The sequence below is a fragment of the Nocardioides maradonensis genome (assembly GCF_054777115.1).
Genome location: NZ_BAAHAZ010000003.1, coordinates 297,772 through 315,807, shown reverse-complemented (window position 1 = coordinate 315,807; position 18,036 = coordinate 297,772). Strand labels below are relative to the sequence as shown.

Sequence of the window (18,036 nt, the reverse complement as noted above, 5' to 3'; positions counted from 1 at the left end):
GGATGGGCGCATGCTGCTGTTCGGTGACATCGCCCGGGAGTACGCCGACTTCGCGAGCTACTGCGAAGGGGACTCCCCGACCTTCGTGGAGTGGGCGCACGGCGTGGCCGAGGATCGCGAGATCCAGGAGTGGCTCGCCACGCTTCCGCCGATCAAGCGGCAGCCCAACCTGGTGTTCGCGGCGGCTCGGTACCACGGCGTCCCGGCGCCGGGCCCGTACGCCGGCCTGCGCGCCGCGCTGCTCGACGACGCCGGCCCGATCCGGGAGACGATCGAGACGCGAGCCACCCAGACCAACGAGGTCGGCCGGCTGGCGGCTCTCGTCCCGGCGTTCGCCACGATCGACGGACCGCTCGCCCTGCTCGAGGTGGGTGCCTCGGCCGGCCTCTGCCTCTACCCCGACCGTTGGTCCTATGCGTGGCGGACCAAGGGCGGCGTGACCAGGATCGGCGCAGGACCGGAGCTCGAGTGTGAGGTCACCGGGGCGGCGCCTCTCCCCACGGCGCTCCCCGAGATCGCCTGGCGTGGCGGCGTGGACCTCCACCCGCTCGACGTGACCGACGCGGACCAGATGGCCTGGCTCACGACGCTGGTGTGGCCCGAGCAGGACGACCGTCGTGCCCGGCTCCGTGCCGCGATCGACATCGCGCGGGCGGACCCGCCGCGGCTCGTGACCGGTGACCTCGTCGAGCAGCTGCCGCGGCTGGTCGACGAGGCCTCGGCGTACGGAACCGTCGTGGTGTTCCACTCCGCCGTGATCGCGTACCTCGAGCCGGAGCGGCGTCGCGAGTTCGACCGGGCTGATGCGCGGCCTCGTCGCGGTCGGCCGCTGCCACTGGATCAGCAACGAGGGCAAGCAGGTGCTTCCCTCCATCACCGCGACGGGCCCCGAGATCCCCGGTGCCACCCACACCTTCGTGCTGGGCATCGACGGCCGCGCGGTCGCGCACACCCACGGCCACGGCCGCACGCTGCACTGGCTCTGATCTAGTCGGCGGCCCGGAACCGCGCCGCCCCACCCATCTTGGTGAGATCCGCGACCGCCAGCACCTCCGGGTCCGAGAGCGACTCGATCTCCAGGATCTTCCCCGTGGCCTCGTCGATGACGAAGGAGAACACCACCTTCGGGACACCCTGCAGCTGCCAGGTGCCGGCGGCGTACCCGTCCAGCAGGATGGGTACGACGGCGACGGCCTGCCCGCAGAACCGGCCCGCGACCGCGTCGGCGCCGACCAGCAGCGCCTCGGCGCCCATCGCGACCGCGTTGCCGTCGGCGCGGACGACCGCGTTCGGGTCGAGCAGGTCGAGCAGGGCCTGGAAGTCGCCGGCCTTCGAGGCCGCGAAGAAGGCGTCGACGACCCGCTGCTGGCGGGCCTTCGCCTCGGCGAGCTCGGCGGCCTCGGGCTGCTGCACCCGGCGTCGGCCGCGTGACGCGAGCTGGCGGACCGCCGCCGAGGTGCGGCCGGTGATCGCCGCGACGTCGTCGAAGGGGACGCCGAACAGGTCGTGCAGGACGAAGCAGAGCCGCTCGGCCGGCGACAGCAGCTCGAGCACCACGAGCAGCGCCGCGTCGACGGACTCGGCCAGCTCGGCCTCGTCGACCGGGCCGGCGTCCCCGGACGGCACCTCCGCGACGACGTCGAGCGGCGCCTCGGGCCGACGTCCCCGGGCGCGGAGGCGGTCCAGGCACAGCCGCGAGGTCACCGTGGTCAGCCAGGCGGCCGGGTTCTCGATCTCGTCCTGGGCGGCCGAGGACCAGCGCAGCCATGCCTCCTGCATCACGTCGTCGGTCTCGTCGGGCGACCCGAGCATCCGCATCGCGACCGCCCGGAGCCGCCCGCGCTCCGCCTCGAACAGGTCCGTGTCCACCGGCACATCATCCCTTCCGTCGTACCCGAGCAGCTGTTTCACCACCTCGACGCGCGACACGCTCGCGATGTGACACCGGCGGCCGTAGCCTCGGATCCATGACCCCCAGCGACCTGCTCACCGACGCCCTCGGCCGGGTCCTCGAGGACGTCGAAGCCGTCCTCGACGGCCTCGACGAGTTGGCCCTGACCGCCCGTCCGACGCCCACGGCCAACTCGATCGCGTGGTTGGTCTGGCACCTCACCCGCGTGCAGGACGACCACGTCGCGCACGTCGCCGGGACGGAGCAGGTCTGGACCAGCGAGGGGTACGCCGAGCGCTTCGGCCTGCCGTTCCCCGTCGAGGCGCACGGCTACGGGCAGACCGCCGACGAGGTCGGCCAGGTCGCGGGCATCTCCGCGACGGACCTGCTCGACTACTACCGGGAGGTCCACCGTGCGTCGCTCGCCTACCTCGCGACCGTCACCGAGGCGGACCTCGACCGGGTCGTCGACACCCGGTGGGACCCGCCGGTGACGCTGGGCGTCCGGCTGGTCAGCGTGGTCAACGACTGCACCCAGCACGTCGGCCAGGCGGCGTACCTCCGCGGAATCCTGGGTGGCTGAGCAGGACCCCCGCGACCTCGCCCGGACCCTCGACCTCTGCCTGCGCGTCGGCGAGGTCCTGCTCTCCTCGGGTGCGGGCGCGGCCGACGTCACCGCCACGATGCGGGTCGTCGCGCAGGCGTACGGCATCCGCAACCCGTCGGTCGACGTGACCTTCACCCAGCTCGCGATGGGTGCGCAGACCGGGCCGGACGAGACGCCGGTGCTGCAGATGCGCGGCGTCACCCAGCGTGACATCGACTACGAGGACCTCACCCGCGTCGACCACCTCGTCCGCGAGGTCGCCGCCGGGACGGTCGACGTCACCGAGGCGCGCGCCCGCGTCGCCCGGATCGTGTCGTCCGGACACGCGCGGCACCGCTGGGCCGTGACGCTCGGGTGGGGCGTGATGTGCGCCGGCGTCGGCCTCCAGCTCGGCGGTACGGCGGCCGTCGTCGCGGTCGCCTTCGTCGCGGCGGTCGCCATCGACCGGCTGCAGCTGGTGATGAGCCGCGCGCGGCTGCCGTTCTTCTACCGCCAGATCGCGGGCGGCGCGCTGGCCACCCTGATCGCGGCGGTCGCGACCCGAGCGGCGGACCCCTGGGTGCACATGGACGCGTCCGCCGTGGTCAGCGCGAACATCATCATGCTGCTCTCGGGCATCGGCTTCATGGGAGCCATCCAGGACGCGCTCTCCGGCTTCTACGTCACGGGCGGCGCGCGCCTGCTGGAGGCGGTGCTCGCCACAGCCGGTGTCATCGGCGGGGTGACCGGCGGCCTCAGCCTGGCCGCGGCGGTGCACCTGCAGCTGCCCACGCTGGTGCCGGCGCGCACCGACCTGACCGGGATCGGGGTGGCCGCGCTCGGTGGTGCGATCGGCTCGGCGGCGTTCGCGTTCTCGTCGTACGCGCCCAGCCGGTCGCTGGTCCCGATCGGGATCCTCGGTGCGGCCGCCCTCGCCGCCGACCTGACGATCGCGCTGCACGACTTCGCCGGTGCGTGGTCGGTCGGTGTGGCGGCGTTCGGGGTCGGCCTCGTGAGCTTCGCCGTCGCCGGCCGGCTCCGGGTGCCGCCGCTGGTCGTGGTCGTCCCCGCGATCGTGCCGATGCTGCCGGGTCTCTCGATCTACCAGGGGCTCTCGCTGCTCGGCGCCTCCGACCACCCGGCGCCCGCCGAGGGCCTGCTCGCGATGGTCGCCGCCGGCTCCATCGCGATCGCGCTGGCCGCCGGCGTGATCCTGGGTGAGTACGTCGCCCAGCCCGTCGCCCGCGAGGCCCGCCGGGTCCCGCAGCGGCTCGCCGGTCCGCGGCTCGTGGGGGTCACGCGGCTGCGGCGGCGCCGCGGTTCGCAGCAGCTGTAACACGTTGTTCGACGCTGTTGTACGGCGTGATCTCGTCGTACTACACCGCAACTCGGTCGCCCTACAGCGACGAACAGCGTGTTACAGCTCGCCAGTCGGCAGCTCGCCCGCCGGCACCGCAGCCTCGATCCGGTAGCGCCAGAACACCGGCACCAGCAGCACCGCCACCACGCATCCCACGACGACGAGCACCCCGCCCCCGGCGGCCGTGATCGACGTTCCGACCAGAGCGGCGGCGGCACCGTGCGCGACGTCGGCCATCCGTGGCCCGCCGGCCACCACGACGATGAAGATGCCCTGCAGCCGGCCCCGGACCTCGTCGGTCGCCGAGGACTGCAGCATCGAGGTGCGGAAGGCGGCCGAGGCCATGTCGGCGGCGCCGCCGATCATCAGCATCGCCACGGCGACCACCAGCCACAGCGAGGACGAGCCGTGCACGGCGAGCCCGACGGCCACGCCGAAGCCGACCATCGACAGGCCCCAGACGACGATCGACCAGACCACCGCGCGCCCCTGGGCCGAGACCCGCGACACCCACCCGGAGAACACCCCGCCCAGCACGGCTCCCGCCGGGATGCCCGCGAACAGCAGCGCGAACGCGAGCCCGCCGTCGGTCGGCCCGCCGAAGCTCTCGTGCGCGATCTGCGGGAACAGTGCCCGCGGCATGCCGAAGAGCATCGCGATGATGTCGACGACGAAGGACATCCGCAGCACCGGGTGGTCCTTGAGGTAGGCGATGCCGTCGACGACCGACCGCAGCCCCGGCGTACGGCCCACGACGCCCTCGATCGGCAGCGGCGGCAGCTTCCACACCGCCCACCAGGTGGCCAGCAGGCAGCACGCGTCGATCAGGTAGAGCCAGGAGAAGCCCGTGACGGGGATGAGCGCCCCGCCGACCAGCGGGCCCGCGATGCCGCCGGCCTGCATCACCGTCATGTTGAGCGAGTTCGCGGCGGGGAGCAGCTCGGGATCCAGCAGCCGGGGCAGCAGCGCCGAGCGGGTCGGCTGGTTGACCGCGAAGAACGCCTGCTGCACCGCGAACAGCCCGAGCAGGAGCCAGACGTTGCCCACGCCGGCCGCGGCCTGCGCCCAGAACAGCGCACTGATGGCGATCAGCCCGGTCGTCGTGATCCGCATGATCGTGCGCCGGTCGAAGTGGTCGGCGAGCGCGCCACCCCACAGCCCGAAGACGACCAGGGGCACGAGGCCGAAGACACCCGTGAGCCCGACGTACGCCGAGGAGCCGGTCTCCGCGTAGATCTGGGCCGGCACGGCGACGACCGTGAGCTGGGCACCGATGACGGTGATGATGTTGGCGGACCACAGGCGCCGGAAGTGCGGGTTCTGCAGCGGACGGGTGTCAGCCAGCATCCCGCGTAGATTCACTGAAGAATTCTAGTGAGGGCTGTCGAAACGGCCGACACCGGTTCGTGGACAGGTCGAGACAGGCGGCCATCGGGGCCGCGACCAACCTGAGGAGACACCATGACGCACTACCTGATGTCCGTGCACGGCCCGGCCGAGCGCAGCGAGTTCGGCGACTACGGATCGCGGGAGGCGATGGAGCAGGCGTTCGCCGACACCGGCGCCTTCAACGAGCAGCTCAAGGCCGACGGCTACTGGGTGTTCGCGGGTGGCCTGGAGCAGGCCACCACGGCGACCGTCGTCGACGGCACCGGCGACACCCCGGTCATCACCGACGGCCCCTACCTGGAGTCCAAGGAGTACATCGGCGGCTTCTGGGTGATCGACGCCCCCGACCTGGACGTGGCACTCAAGCTCGCCGCCGCCGGGTCCAAGGCCTGCCGCGGCAAGGTCGAGGTCCGTCCGTTCGAGGGCCTCGCCTGACGATGGTCGACGCAACCGCGGCGGTCGAGCGCGTCTTCCGAGAGGAGTACGGCCGGCTGATCGCCGCGCTGGTACGCCGCTTCGGCGACATCGACCTCGCCGAGGAGATGGCCGCCGAGGCGCTGGTGGTCGCGCTCGAGCGCTGGCCCGCCGACGGCGTACCTCCCAATCCCGGCGGGTGGCTGACCACCACGGCCGCCCGCCGGGGGATCGACCGCATCCGCCGCGAGAAGCTGCGCGATGCCAAGCACCAGGCGGCCCTGATGATCGAGGACGACACGGCTCACGAGCCGACCGGTCCGGTCGAGGACGACCGGCTGCGGCTGATCTTCACCTGCTGCCACCCTGCTCTCGCGCCGGAGGCCCGGATCGCGCTGACCCTGCGGCTGCTCGGCGGCCTGACGGTCCCGGAGATCGCGCGCGCCTTCCTGGTCCAGGAGACGACGATGGGCCAGCGGATCTCGCGGGCCAAGGCCAAGATCAGGGCCGCGAACATCCCGTACGTCGTCCCGATGGCCGAGGACCTGCGCGGCCGTGTCGACACGGTCCTGACCGTGCTGTGGCTGATCTTCAACGAGGGCTACCTGGCCTCGAACGACGGCGAGCCGATCCGGCGCGACCTCACCGCCGAGGCGATCCGGCTGACCCGGCTCGTGCACGCGCTGCTGCCCGACGAGCCGGAGGCCACGGGTCTGCTGGCCCTCATGCTGCTGACCGAGGCGCGCGCCGCGGCCCGGGTCCGCGCTGGGTCGCTGGTGCCGCTCGACGAGCAGGACCGGGGTGGTTGGGACCGTCCGCTCATCGCCGAGGGGCACGACCTCGTGCGGGCCTGCCTTCGGGCGAACCGGCCCGGTCGGTTCCAGATCCTCGCGGCCATCAACGCGGTCCACACCGACGCACCGAGCGCCGACGCGACCGACTGGTCGCAGGTGGCCGCGCTCTACAACCAGCTGGCCGTCATCGACCCGTCGCCGATCGTGGCGCTCAACCGCGCGGTCGCCGTCGCCGAGCTCGACGGCCCTGCGGTCGGGCTCGCGCTGGTCGACGACCCGGCGATCGCCGTACCGCTGCAGGGGTACCACCCTTGGCACGCCACCCGCGCCGACCTCCTGCGCCGGCTGGGCCGCAGCAAGGAGGCGGCGGCGGAGTACGACGCGGCGATCGCCGCCACCGACAACGCCGCCGAGCAGAGATACCTCAGCCGCCGACGAGGCGAGCTCGTCGGCGGCTGAGAGGAGAGGTCGATCAGGCGGTCTTGATCGCGCTGAGGTCGAACTCGAGCTTGATCTTCTCCGAGACGAGGACGCCGCCGGTCTCGAGCGCGGCGTTCCAGGTCAGGCCGAAGTCCTTGCGGTTGATCTCGGCGGAGCCCTCGAAGCCGACCCGGATGTTGCCGAACGGGTCCTTGGCCGAGCCGGTCTCCTCGACGACGATGGTCAGCGGCTTGGTCACGTCGCGGACGGTGAAGTCGCCGGTGATCGTCCACTCGGCACCGTCGCGCGCGACGGCGGTCGAGACGAAGGTCCACTCCGGGAACTTCTCGGTGTCGAAGAAGTCGGCCGACGCGAGGTGGCCGTCGCGGTCCGCGCTGCCGGTGGAGACGCTCGCCGGCTTGATGGTCACCGTGACCGAGGAGTTGGCGGGGTTCTCGGCGTCGACGTGCGCGGTGCCGGTCCACTCGCCGAACTGGCCGCGGACCTTCGTGACGACCGCGTGGCGGGCGACGAAGCCGAGGCGCGAGTGCGAGGTGTCGAGGGTGTAGTCGCCGGTGATGCTCTCGACGGCGGTGGTGGTCTGCTCGGTCATGGCGTTCTCCTTGATCGTGGTGGTGTCGTCTCCGCCTCGCGGCAGATCGTTGAATCATCAACCATAACGACCGACCCTGAACACCTATTCCGTCGGCGTGAGAATTTCTCGCGAACAAAAATGCCGACGACCGCGGAGCGCGCCCCAGGGCGTTCCGCGGTCGTGGGTCTCGAAGTTGGCGTCAGGCGGCGTGGCTGGCCGGCGAGGTCGCCTGGCCCACCATGATCCAGCACGCCTCCATGTGCGTGCGGCCGTCGGCGTCAGTCACCGGGAGCCAGCGCATCTCCAGATGCTCGCTGTTGGTGTCGTACATGAGTCACCTCCTGTTCACTTTCTGTTCACCAAGGTACCACGGCCCCCACCGGGACGGTGGAAAACGCGCGAATCGCGGAACGTCCGCTCCACTCCAGGGGTCCGGCTGAGCGTGCGAGGCGGTCTCCACGCCCCACGCCCGGCGGCGCGCTGTCGTCGTAGAAGGAGGAGCGCGCCCCACGTGCCCGTGATACATCCCAGTGTTCGCGGAGTTCTGCCCGATTCCGGGCAGGAAATGGACAAATGGTGCTCCTGGGCCACAGGATCTCCCCATGTCCGTCGACCGAGGCCTGCTCAGCCACGTGGTGGCCAGCACCGGGTTGTCGGAGGCGGAGGCGCTGCGCGTCATCGAGGACGTGATCGCCTTCCACCGCGAGCCGGTCGAGGACGTCGTACGCCGACGTCATGCCGAGCTCAAGACCTACGGCGTCCGCAACGCGGACATCTACACCCGGCTGCGCGCCGAGCTCGCGGAGCGGGTCGTCGCAGCGCCGGACCTCTCCGAGCGGCAGCTGCGCCGCATGATCTACGGCTAGGTCTCGATACGCCGGCCGCTCGTTCCTCGCGTCCGGCTACTCGACCAACGAAAGGTTCACCATGTGCGGCATCGTCGGATACATCGGCAACCAGCAGGCGGCCCCGCTGCTGCTCGAGGGCCTCGCGCGCCTCGAGCACCGCGGCTACGACTCCGCAGGGGTCGCGGTCGTCGGGAGCACCGGCATCCGGGTCGCCAAGCGGGCCGGGCGGGTGCGTGACCTCGAGGACGGCCTGCCGAAGCGCTTCACCGGCCGAGCCGGCATCGGCCACACCCGCTGGGCCACTCACGGCCCGGCCAACGACGTCAACGCGCACCCGCACACCGACGTCAAGGGCCTGGTCGCCGTCGTGCACAACGGGATCATCGACAACGCCGCCGCCCTGCGCGCCGAGCTCGCCGACGACGGGGTGGACCTGGCGTCCGACACCGACACCGAGGTCCTCGCCCACCTGGTCGGCCGTTCCGAGGCCGCGACGCTGGAGGAGAAGGTCGTCGAGGCGCTGGGCCGCGTCGAGGGCACCTACGGGGTCGCGTTCGTGCACGCCGACTTCCCCGACCGGATCGTCGTCGCCCGCAACGGCAGCCCGCTGATCATCGGTGTCGGTGACAAGGAGATGCACGTCGCCTCCGACCTCGCCGCGCTGGTCCGCTACACCACGACGGTCGCGCACCTGGCCGACGGCGAGATGGCGACGCTGACCGCGACCGGCTTCACCACCTTCCGGATCGGTGCCGGCGGCGCGGTCGAGGCCGGCACCCAGCGGGTGACCGAGGTCGACGTCGCGCTGGAGGAGTACGACGCGGGCGACCACGACTCCTTCATGCACAAGGAGATGCTCGAGCAGCCCGCCGTCGCCGAGCGGGTGCTGCGCGGCCGCCTCGACGAGCGCTTCGGCACCGGCCACCTCGGCGGCCTGAACCTCGAGACCCGCGACCTGCGGGCGTTCCGCCGGGTGAAGATCCTGGGCTGCGGATCGGCGTACTACGTCGGGCAGATGGGCGCCGCGCTGATCGAGGAGCTCGCCCGCATCCCTGCCGACGCGGAGGCTGCCTCGGAGTTCCGCTACCGCAACCCGATCGTCGAGCCGGACACGCTCTACGTCGCGGTCAGCCAGTCCGGCGAGACGATCGACACCCTCCTCGCGGTCCAGGAGGTACGCCGCAAGGGCGGCTTCGTGATCGGCCTGGTGAACGTGGTCGGCTCCGCGATCGCCCGCGAGGTCGACGGCGGCATCTACCTGCACGCCGGCCCCGAGGTCGCGGTGGCGTCCACCAAGGCGCTCACCAACTCCTTCCTCGGCTTCGCGATGCTGGCGCTCCAGCTCGGCCGGGTGCGCGACCTCTCGATCGCCGACGGCAAGCGGCTCATCGCGGGTCTCACCGCGCTGCCCGAGCAGATCCAGCAGGTCCTCGACACCGAGGACGAGCTGGCGGTCGTGGCCGAGCGGCTCGCCCGGGCCGAGAGCCTGTTCTTCGTGGGCCGCGTCCGCGGCTTCCCGGTCGCCCGCGAGGGCGCGCAGAAGTTCAAGGAGATCAGCTACCGGCACGCCGAGGCCTACCAGACCTCCGAGCTCAAGCACGGCCCGCTCGCGCTGATCTCGCCCGAGGTGCCGACCGTCGCGCTCGTGCCCGACGACGAGCTGGTCGAGCGCAACGTCGCGGCCCTGCACGAGATCGCCGCCCGCGGCGGCCCGCTGGTCGTGGTCACCCACGCCGGCGTCGACCTCGGCGAGGTGGCGTGCACCCGGATCGACGTACCGCGCAGCGAGCGGGAGCTGGACCCGATCCTGCTCACCATCCCGCTGCAGGTGCTGGCCTACCGCGCGTCGCTCGCGCTCGGCCTGGACGTGGACAAGCCGCGCAACCTGGCCAAGTCCGTCACGGTCGAGTAGGGATTCCGCGACGCCATGTCGCCGACATCGGTCGATTCGGTGGCCAACCGGGTGTGACGGGCATTACGGTCGGCCCAGCGGTCCGTGGGGGACCGGTCACCAAGGGGGTTCGATGCGCGCGTTCACGGCCGTCGTACTGGCCGCGCTGCTGGCTCTCGGGCTGAGCGGGTGCGGCAGCAAGGACACCGGCACCACCGCCACGGCCGGGAAGCAGGACTACTGCGCCGCCGTTCGCAAGCTCGCCGGCCGGCACCGCCCCGCGCCCCAGCGCCTCGCGAACCTCGTGCAGGACGCGGGCAACGTCGCCACCGGCGAGATCGCCGCCGACTGGCACGACATCTCGGCGGCCGTGCTCGCGTACGCCGCGTCGACCAAGCGCGCGTTGCGCGATCCGGCGCACCCGCCGTACGGCCTGGACGCCGCGCAGACCCGCGCGCTGAACAAGCGGATCCTCGCGGCTTCGTACCGGACGAACGTGGGTCCGGTGAGCAGGCAGGTGCAGGCCGTACGCCGCCAGATCCGCTCCGAGTGCGGCGTCGGCACCACCCTCTGAACCCGGCCGGTGATCCGGGTGAGCCAGCGCACCGCGCCGTGGAATGCGCCGGGAGTGTCTCACGGCACTACCGTTGACCGGTGACTTCCCCCGACGTGCCTGACAGCGACGCGACCTCCGAGACCCCCGAGGCCACCACCTTCGCCGACCTCGGGCTCGGTGAGGACGTCCTCAAGGCGCTCGCGGCCGTCGGCTACGAGAGCCCTTCGGCGATCCAGGCCGAGACCATCCCGCTCCTGCTGCAGGGCCGCGACGTCCTCGGTCTGGCGCAGACCGGCACCGGCAAGACGGCGGCCTTCGCGCTGCCGATCCTGGACCGCCTCGACCTGTCCCAGAAGACCCCTCAGGCGCTCGTGCTCGCGCCCACCCGCGAGCTCGCCCTGCAGGTGTGCGAGGCGTTCGAGAAGTACGCCGCCCACTCCCGCGGCGTGAAGATGCTGCCCGTCTACGGCGGTCAGGCCTACGGCGTCCAGCTGTCCGCCCTGCGTCGCGGCGTGCACATCGTCGTCGGCACCCCGGGTCGGATCATGGACCACCTGGAGAAGGGCACGCTCGACCTGACCCAGCTGCGCTTCCTGGTGCTCGACGAGGCCGACGAGATGCTCAACATGGGCTTCGCCGAGGACGTCGAGACGATCCTCGCCGACACCCCGAAGGACAAGCAGGTCGCGCTGTTCTCGGCGACCATGCCGGCGCAGATCCGCAAGCTCTCGCAGACCTACCTCAACGACCCGGTCGAGGTGACGATCGAGCGCAAGACGCGGACCGCCGAGAACATCCGGCAGCGCTACCTGATCGTCAGCTACCCGCAGAAGGTCGACGCGCTCACCCGCATCCTCGAGGTCGAGAACTTCGAGGCGATGATGGTCTTCGTCCGCACCAAGAGCGAGACCGAGCTGCTCGCCGAGAAGCTCCGCGCCCGTGGGTACGGCGCCGCCCCCATCAACGGCGACATCCCGCAGGCCGTGCGCGAGCGCACCGTCAACCAGCTCAAGGCCGGCAAGCTCGACATCCTCGTCGCGACGGACGTCGCCGCCCGCGGTATCGATGTCCCCCGGATCACCCACGTCGTCAACTACGACATCCCGACCGACACCGAGGCCTACGTGCACCGGATCGGCCGCACCGGTCGCGCCGGTCGCAGCGGCGACGCGATCTCGTTCATCACCCCGCGCGAGCGCTACCTGCTCAAGCACATCGAGCGGGCCACCCGCTCGACCCTCGAGGAGATGAAGCTGCCGAGCGTCGAGGCGGTCAACGAGACCCGGCTCGCGCGCTTCGACGACCAGATCACCGAGGCGCTCGGCAACCCGCAGATCGACTTCTTCCGTGATGTCGTCAGCCACTACATCAAGGAGCACGACGTCCCCGAGGTCGACGTGGCCGCAGCGCTCGCGATCGCGATGCAGGGCGAGACCCCGCTGCTGATGGAGCCGGAGCCCGAGCCGGAGCGCCGTCCGCGTCGCGAGCTCGACCGCGACGACCGGGGCGGCCGCGACCGCGGTGACCGTGGCTCGCGTGACCGCGGCGACCGGGGCGCGCGCAGCGGGGCTCCGCTGGCGTCGTACAAGATCCAGGTGGGCAAGCGCCACCGGGTCGAGCCGCGGATGATCGTCGGCGCGCTCGCCAACGAGGGCGGTCTCGACCGCCGTGACTTCGGTCGGATCACCATCCGGGGCGACTACTCGGTGGTCGAGCTGCCGGCGAACCTCCCGAAGGAGGCCTGGGACAAGCTCAAGGAGACCCGGATCAGCGGCAAGCTGATCGAGCTCCAGCGCGACTTCGGGCCGCCGAAGGGCCGCAAGCCGCGGGACTGACCCAGGACATGACCTAAGTGGCAGCTGAGGAGAACAGGGTCGCGAGCGTCGCCGGAACGGCCGGACTCGTGGTGCTCGTCGCTGCTCTCCTCATCGCCGCGGTCCGCTGGGGCGGGCAGGGCAACGACCCGCTCGCCTCGCCGGCCGGACCGTCGGCCTCGGTCGGCGCCAGCGCGAGCAGCGGTACGACGACGCACTCCGCATCCCCGGTCGACGAGCGCAAGCGCGGCGCCATCGCGAAGGTCCCGCGGGCGGTCATCATGCGTCAGCTGGCGCGGCTGGCCGAGCGGATCGCCCGGCACACCCCGATGCCGACCGTGCCGGCGGACATCTCGCCGGGATCCAACCAGGCGCTCGGCTACCACCTGCTCATCGAGTTCGGCTTCGCCGCCGACCAGTGGCCGTACCTGAACGCGCTGTGGACCCGCGAGTCCGGCTGGAACCACCTGGCCGAGAACCCGCACTCGGGCGCCTACGGCATCCCGCAGTCGCTGCCCGCGACCAAGATGGCGGTCGTCGGCCCGGACTGGCGCACCAACCCCGAGACCCAGATCAAGTGGGGCCTGGCCTATATCGGCGCCCGGTACGGCACCCCGCAGGGCGCCTGGGCCCACGAGACGAAGTTCGGCTGGTACTGACACCTCGAGGGGTCTCGACAAGGACCTCCCCGTCGGCTTGAGTGATCCAGGTCACATCGAACGCCTCGGAGGTTCTCGTGCGCAGCTCCCGCCGTCTCGTCCTGTCCGTCGTCGCGGGGGTGCTGGCCCTTGCCGGGCTCGTCGCCCAGCCGTCCGTCGCGCAGGCGGCAGGTCCGTCGTACGTCGCGCTCGGTGACTCCTACTCCTCCGGGGTCGGCACCCGCACCTACATCAGCGACGGCACCAGCTGCCAGCGCTCGACGTACGCCTACCCCTACCTCGTGGCGCAGCAGAAGGGGTACGCGTTGAGCTTCCAGGCGTGCTCCGGCGCAACGACGTCGACGGTCACCACCGGCCAGCTCGGGGCGCTGGGCAGCACCACGAGGTACGTGACGATCTCGGTGGGCGGCAACGACGCCGGATTCACCAGCGTGATCACCGAGTGCGCGAAGCCGGCGTGGATGTCGGACTGCAACGGGAAGGTCGCGACCGCGCAGAGCTTCATCACCACCACGCTGCCCGGTCGGCTGAACACCCTCTACAGCGCCATCCGGGGCCGGGCGCCGTACGCGAAGGTCGTCGTGGTGGGCTACCCGCACCTGTTCATGGGCGAGGACTGCAACGCCGCCACCTGGTTCTCGCCGTCGGACGAGTCGCTGCTCAACCAGACCGCGGACCTTCTCGACGCGAAGCTGGCCGCGGCCGCGTCCGGCCACGGCTTCACGTTCGTGAACCCGGTCAGCAGGTTCACCGGCCACGCCGTCTGCGACAGCACCGAGTGGCTCAACGGGCTGTCCAGCCCGATCAGCGAGAGCTACCACCCGAACCGGCTGGGCCACTCCCAGGGCTACGCGCCGCTGGTGAGCGCGGTCCTCGTCGGGTAGCTCGTCGGCACCGACTGGTAGAACCGACGTCATGCGGCGGCTCTCGGTGGCTCTGGTCCTCTCCCTCTCCGGCGTGGGGCTCACGGCCTGCGGCGGGAGCAGCGCCGACCCCGCCCACCAGCAGGCCGACGCCTTAGCCACGCTGCTCAGCTCGGCCGCCGTCCCGGACGCGGCGGCGTTCGGTGGGGTCAGGTTCTCGACCTCGACCGCCTCCGTCGCCAGGGAGTACGCCGAGGTCGTCGACGGCATGGACGGCATCGTGCCGACCGTGAGCGTCGGGCAGGTCGGGGGCGGAACGGCACAGCTGCACTGGTCCTGGCCGCTCGTCGCCGGGCACACCCCGTGGACCTACGACTCCACCGTCCGGCTGACCGGGCAGGGCTCGAGCACCGCCGTGGTCTGGGCGCGGAGCGACGTGCAGCCGCGGCTCGGCAAGGACGACGTCCTCAACGCGCTCACCCTCCCCGGCCGGCGCGGCGCGATCACCGGCGCACACGGCTCGCCGATCGTCACCGATCGTCCGGTGGTCCACGTCGGCATCGACCGCAGCCGGACCTCGGCGACCCGAGCGGCAGCCTCGGCGCGTGCGCTCGCGGGCCTGGTCGGCATCGCGCCGGCGGCGTACGTGAAGGCGGTGAAGGCCGCCGGCGCCCAGGCCTTCGTCGAGGCGATCACCTACCGCGAGGGCCAGGTCCCCGCGGCCGTCGAGCACGCGTCGCTGCCCGGGCTGCTCACGGTCGACGGCACGCTCCCGCTCGCGCCGACCAAGGAGTTCGCGGCGGCCCTGCTCGGCCGGGTCGGGCCGGTCACCGCGGACGCGATCAAGAAGGACCCGACGCTGAAGGTGGGCGACCAGATCGGTCTCTCCGGCCTGCAGGCGCGGTATGACGACCAGCTCCGCGGCACCCCCGGCCGCGAGGTGCGCGCCGAGACGCCGGGCACCACCGTCACCCCCCGCACGCTCGTGCGGATCAGCGGGAAGGGCGGCAAGCCGTTGGCGCTGACCCTCGACCCGAAGCTGGAGCAGAAGGCCGAGGCGCTGCTGGCGAAGGTCGGTCCCGCGAGCGCGCTCGTGGCGATCCGGCCGAGCACCGGCGCGATCCTCGCCGCCGCCAACGGGCCCGGCACCGACGGCCAGAACTACGCGACCTACGGACGGTTCGCGCCCGGGTCGACGTTCAAGATGATCGGCAGCCTCGCGCTGCTCCGCTCCGGCCTGTCCCCGAGCAGCACGGTCACCTGCCCGTCCTCGGTCAGCGTCGACGGCAAGAGGTTCGAGAACGACAGCGACTACCCGCCGTCCGCGCTCGGCTCCATCCCGCTGAGCACGGCGCTCGCGTGGTCGTGCAACACGGCGTTCATCGGCCAGCGCGACACGATCGCGAAGGGCGGGCTCGCGAAGTCCGCCGCCACGCTCGGCTTCGGGATCGACCACGACACGGGCTTCCCGGCGTACTTCGGGCAGGTGCCGGCCGCGGCCGGCGAGACCGAGGGTGCCGCCGACATGATCGGGCAGGGCAAGGTCCTCGCCTCGCCGATGGTCATGGCGACGGTGATGTCGTCGATCGTGGCCGGCCACACCGTCGTACCTCACCTGGTGGACGGGGTGACCTCGCCGGTGCCGTCCGACGTCACGCCGCTCACGGCGACCGAGGCGAAGCAGCTGCGCACGATGCTGCGCGGCGTGGTCACCGGTGGCACCGGTCGCGGCCTGCTCGGCCTGCCGGGTCCGGCCGTCATCGCGAAGACCGGCACCGCCGAGTTCGACGCGGGCGGCGGCACCACCAAGACCCATGCGTGGATGGTCGCCGGCCAGGGCGACCTCGCCGTGGCCGTGTTCGTCGACGTCGGCGTCACGGGTGCCCAGACGGCCGGCCCGATCCTGGCCGACTTCCTGCGCGCCGCGCGCTGACTACTCCGGCAGCTCCCAGACCAGGAGGTCGGTCGGCACCGCCGCCGTGATCTCGTACGCCGGCTCGCCGGCCAGCAGGAACGCGTCGCCGGTCTGCAGCGGCTCGGCGAGCGAGGACCGCAGCAGCGCACCGCTCGCCACGAAGGCGTGCGCCCGCGGGGCGGCCGGCAGCGTCGCGGTGCCGCCCGCCTCGAGGTGGACGGGGGTCAGGACGGCGTCGCCGGCCGCGGTCGGGACGGTGAGGGTCCCCGAGCCCGTGCGGTACGCCGGCTCCGCACCCGCCGCGGCGTCCCCTGCCCGCAGCCAGACCTGGACGAAGCGCGCCGGCCCTTCGCTCGTGGCGTGCTCGCTGTGCCGGACACCGGCTCCGGTCGACAGCCAGCCCCACGAACCGGGGCCGACCTCGGTCGCCGTACCGGAGGAGTCGGCGTGCACGAGGGTGCCGGAGACCACCCACGACACGATCTCCAGACCGCTGTGCGGGTGCTCGTCGAAGCCCTGCCCGGAGCCGAGCAGGTGGTCGTCGTGGCAGACCATCGGGCCGAAGTCGATCCGGTCGGGGTCGTAGTGCTGGCCGAACGCGAAGCCGTGCCGGGTGAGCCTGCCGGCCACCCGATCGGTGAAGCGTTCGGTTCCCCTGCGGATGTCGGCGGTCACGTGGATGATTGTGCCTGTGCTGTCCTCGGTCCGGACGGAGCGGTTCCCCGCAGGGTTCCGCTTCGGGACCGCTACTTCCGCCTGCTCGGTCGAGGGTGCGTCCGGCGAGCGCGGCCGGACGATCTGGGACACCTTCGCCGCGACGCCGGGCCACATCATCGACGGCTCGACGCCGGACGTCGCGTGCGACCACGTGCACCGCTCCGTCGAGGACCTCGACCTGCTGCGCGAGCTCGGTGCGTCGTCGTACCGCTTCTCGATCGCGTGGTCGCGGGTCCTCCCGGAGGGCCGCGGCCCGGTCTCGCGACCGGGCCTGGACTTCTACGACCGGCTCGTCGACGGGCTGCTCGAGCGCGGCATCGAACCGATGGCGCTGCTGCACCACTTCGACCTGCCGCAGGCGCTCGAGGACCGCGGCGGATGGGCGAACCGGGCGAGCGCCGACGCCTTCGAGGAGTACGCCGCCGTGGTCGGTGAGCGGCTCGTCGACCGGGTCGCCCACTGGGTGCCGATGCACGAGCCGACCACGGTGGTGATCCAGGGGTACGGCGTCGGCGAGCACGCCCCGGGACACCGCCTGATCTTCGACGCGGTCCCGCTCGCGCACCACCTGCTGCTCGCGCACGGCCGCGCCGTCGGGGTGCTGCGCGGTCTCGGCGCCCGCAGCATCGGCTCCTCCAACGGGCACGCGCCGATCTGGCCCGCGTCGCTCGACGACGCCGACATCGCGGCCTCCAAGCTCTTCGACGCCATCTGGAACGGCATCGCGCTCGAGGGCATGCTGCGCGGCCGCTACCCGGCCGACCTGGCCCCGGTGATGGAGGAGGTGATCCTGCCCGGGGACATGGAGACGATCAGCCGGCCGCTCGACTTCTACGGGGTCAGCTACTACGGCGCGCACCGCATCCGGGCCGCCGACCCGGGTGCGCCGACACCCATCGAGCTCGCCGAGATCGTCGGCTACGACCGCACCGACAGCGGGTGGGCGGTCGTGCCCGAGGGGCTCACCGACTGGCTGACGGCGACGGGGGAGCGCTACCCGGGCCTGCTGCCGCCGCTCGTGGTGACCGAGTGCGGGGCGTCGTACAACGACGTGCTGGGGCCGGCGGGCGAGGTCCAGGACGACGCGCGGATCGCCTACCTGGCCGCGCACCTCGAGGCCGTCGCGGACGCGATCGCGCGCGGCGCCGACGTGCGGGGGTTCTTCGTGTGGAGCCTGCTCGACTGCTGGGAGTGGGACGACGGGTTCGTGACGCCCTACGGGCTGGTGCACGTCGACCACGGCACCCAGGTGCGCACCCCGAAGGCGTCCTTCGGCTGGTACCGCGGGCTCGTCGCCGAGCACCGTCGGCGGATGGCAAGGTGA

General features: G+C 72.0%; 18 protein-coding genes. 13 read left to right on the top strand and 5 right to left on the bottom strand.

The window, feature by feature from the left end; genetic code table 11:
- The first annotated feature begins 10 nt into the window (after positions 1–10).
- On the top strand, positions 11–991 hold the full coding sequence (locus ACYVAQ_RS05090; RefSeq protein ID WP_460787393.1) for a DUF2332 domain-containing protein: 981 nt from the start codon (positions 11–13) through the stop codon (positions 989–991).
- Here the strand turns inward: ACYVAQ_RS05090 and ACYVAQ_RS05085 are convergent.
- Complete coding sequence (locus tag ACYVAQ_RS05085; RefSeq protein WP_460787392.1) at positions 988–1,869, bottom strand: sigma-70 family RNA polymerase sigma factor; 882 nt, start codon at positions 1,867–1,869, stop codon at positions 988–990. The genes ACYVAQ_RS05090 and ACYVAQ_RS05085 overlap by 4 nt on opposite strands.
- A 98-nt stretch (positions 1,870–1,967) precedes the next feature.
- On the opposite strand from ACYVAQ_RS05085, the gene ACYVAQ_RS05080 reads away from it, so the two are divergent.
- Positions 1,968–2,474: a mycothiol transferase gene (locus ACYVAQ_RS05080; RefSeq protein ID WP_460787391.1), complete on the top strand. Its 507-nt coding sequence runs from the start codon at positions 1,968–1,970 to the stop codon at positions 2,472–2,474.
- Positions 2,467–3,813, top strand: a complete 1,347-nt coding sequence (locus ACYVAQ_RS05075) for a threonine/serine exporter family protein (protein WP_460787390.1) — start codon at positions 2,467–2,469, stop codon at positions 3,811–3,813. The genes ACYVAQ_RS05080 and ACYVAQ_RS05075 overlap by 8 nt, the downstream gene beginning before the upstream one ends.
- An 81-nt stretch (positions 3,814–3,894) precedes the next feature.
- On the opposite strand, the gene ACYVAQ_RS05070 is transcribed toward ACYVAQ_RS05075, so the two are convergent.
- A complete protein-coding gene (locus ACYVAQ_RS05070; protein WP_460787389.1) occupies positions 3,895–5,199 on the bottom strand; it encodes an MFS transporter in 1,305 nt (434 codons plus the stop codon).
- Between the two features lie 99 nt (positions 5,200–5,298).
- Between ACYVAQ_RS05070 and ACYVAQ_RS05065 the strand changes: the two genes are divergently transcribed.
- The gene (locus ACYVAQ_RS05065; protein ID WP_460787388.1) at positions 5,299–5,661 is read left to right on the top strand and encodes a YciI family protein; all 363 of its coding nucleotides are present in this window, start codon (positions 5,299–5,301) and stop codon (positions 5,659–5,661) included.
- A 2-nt stretch (positions 5,662–5,663) separates the two neighbouring features.
- Positions 5,664–6,893 (top strand): RNA polymerase sigma factor, encoded by a 1,230-nt coding sequence (locus ACYVAQ_RS05060; protein WP_460787387.1) that lies wholly within the window; start codon positions 5,664–5,666, stop codon positions 6,891–6,893.
- A gap of 13 nt (positions 6,894–6,906) precedes the next feature.
- On the opposite strand, the gene ACYVAQ_RS05055 is transcribed toward ACYVAQ_RS05060, so the two are convergent.
- Together ACYVAQ_RS05055 and ACYVAQ_RS05050 are read right to left on the bottom strand one after the other, a co-directional pair.
- Entirely contained in the window at positions 6,907–7,467 is a 561-nt protein-coding gene (locus tag ACYVAQ_RS05055; RefSeq protein ID WP_460787386.1) for a YceI family protein, read from the bottom strand.
- Positions 7,468–7,648: 181 nt separating this feature from the next.
- The gene (locus tag ACYVAQ_RS05050; protein WP_460787385.1) at positions 7,649–7,780 is read right to left on the bottom strand and encodes a hypothetical protein; all 132 of its coding nucleotides are present in this window, start codon (positions 7,778–7,780) and stop codon (positions 7,649–7,651) included.
- Between the two features lie 271 nt (positions 7,781–8,051).
- On the opposite strand from ACYVAQ_RS05050, the gene ACYVAQ_RS05045 reads away from it, so the two are divergent.
- The 7 genes from ACYVAQ_RS05045 to ACYVAQ_RS05015 all read left to right on the top strand — a co-directional run bounded on the left by ACYVAQ_RS05045 (position 8,052) and on the right by ACYVAQ_RS05015 (position 16,013).
- Complete coding sequence (locus tag ACYVAQ_RS05045) at positions 8,052–8,315, top strand: hypothetical protein (protein ID WP_460787384.1); 264 nt, start codon at positions 8,052–8,054, stop codon at positions 8,313–8,315.
- Between the two features lie 61 nt (positions 8,316–8,376).
- Positions 8,377–10,209, top strand: coding sequence for a glutamine--fructose-6-phosphate transaminase (isomerizing) (gene glmS / locus ACYVAQ_RS05040; RefSeq protein ID WP_460787383.1), 1,833 nt, complete (start codon positions 8,377–8,379; stop codon positions 10,207–10,209).
- A gap of 112 nt (positions 10,210–10,321) precedes the next feature.
- Positions 10,322–10,762, top strand: coding sequence for a hypothetical protein (locus ACYVAQ_RS05035; RefSeq protein WP_460787382.1), 441 nt, complete (start codon positions 10,322–10,324; stop codon positions 10,760–10,762).
- Positions 10,763–10,842: 80 nt separating this feature from the next.
- Positions 10,843–12,579, top strand: a complete 1,737-nt coding sequence (locus tag ACYVAQ_RS05030; protein WP_460787381.1) for a DEAD/DEAH box helicase — start codon at positions 10,843–10,845, stop codon at positions 12,577–12,579.
- 17 nt (positions 12,580–12,596) lie between these two features.
- Positions 12,597–13,217, top strand: coding sequence for an aggregation-promoting factor C-terminal-like domain-containing protein (locus tag ACYVAQ_RS05025; RefSeq protein WP_460787380.1), 621 nt, complete (start codon positions 12,597–12,599; stop codon positions 13,215–13,217).
- 77 nt (positions 13,218–13,294) lie between these two features.
- Positions 13,295–14,101, top strand: a complete 807-nt coding sequence (locus ACYVAQ_RS05020; protein WP_460787379.1) for an SGNH/GDSL hydrolase family protein — start codon at positions 13,295–13,297, stop codon at positions 14,099–14,101.
- A gap of 31 nt (positions 14,102–14,132) precedes the next feature.
- A complete protein-coding gene (locus ACYVAQ_RS05015; protein WP_460787378.1) occupies positions 14,133–16,013 on the top strand; it encodes a penicillin-binding transpeptidase domain-containing protein in 1,881 nt (626 codons plus the stop codon).
- Here the strand turns inward: ACYVAQ_RS05015 and ACYVAQ_RS05010 are convergent, their stop codons facing one another.
- Positions 16,014–16,670, bottom strand: coding sequence for a pirin family protein (locus ACYVAQ_RS05010; RefSeq protein WP_460787377.1), 657 nt, complete (start codon positions 16,668–16,670; stop codon positions 16,014–16,016). It abuts the gene before it with no gap.
- Between the two features lie 16 nt (positions 16,671–16,686).
- On the opposite strand from ACYVAQ_RS05010, the gene ACYVAQ_RS05005 reads away from it, so the two are divergent.
- Entirely contained in the window at positions 16,687–18,036 is a 1,350-nt protein-coding gene (locus ACYVAQ_RS05005; RefSeq protein ID WP_460787376.1) for a glycoside hydrolase family 1 protein, read from the top strand.

Bases quoted from the DNA above. Each gene is read 5' to 3' on its own strand.
- ACYVAQ_RS05080 (WP_460787391.1), top strand. From the start codon at position 1,968: ATGACCCCCAGCGACCTGCTCACCGACGCCCTCGGCCGGGTCCTCGAG.
- ACYVAQ_RS05090 (WP_460787393.1), top strand. From the start codon at position 11: ATGCTGCTGTTCGGTGACATCGCCCGGGAGTACGCCGACTTCGCGAGC.
- ACYVAQ_RS05055 (WP_460787386.1), bottom strand. From the start codon at position 7,467: ATGACCGAGCAGACCACCACCGCCGTCGAGAGCATCACCGGCGACTAC.
- glmS (WP_460787383.1), top strand. From the start codon at position 8,377: ATGTGCGGCATCGTCGGATACATCGGCAACCAGCAGGCGGCCCCGCTG.
- ACYVAQ_RS05065 (WP_460787388.1), top strand. From the start codon at position 5,299: ATGACGCACTACCTGATGTCCGTGCACGGCCCGGCCGAGCGCAGCGAG.
- ACYVAQ_RS05060 (WP_460787387.1), top strand. From the start codon at position 5,664: ATGGTCGACGCAACCGCGGCGGTCGAGCGCGTCTTCCGAGAGGAGTAC.
- ACYVAQ_RS05050 (WP_460787385.1), bottom strand. From the start codon at position 7,780: ATGTACGACACCAACAGCGAGCATCTGGAGATGCGCTGGCTCCCGGTG.
- ACYVAQ_RS05035 (WP_460787382.1), top strand. From the start codon at position 10,322: ATGCGCGCGTTCACGGCCGTCGTACTGGCCGCGCTGCTGGCTCTCGGG.
- ACYVAQ_RS05045 (WP_460787384.1), top strand. From the start codon at position 8,052: ATGTCCGTCGACCGAGGCCTGCTCAGCCACGTGGTGGCCAGCACCGGG.
- ACYVAQ_RS05015 (WP_460787378.1), top strand. From the start codon at position 14,133: ATGCGGCGGCTCTCGGTGGCTCTGGTCCTCTCCCTCTCCGGCGTGGGG.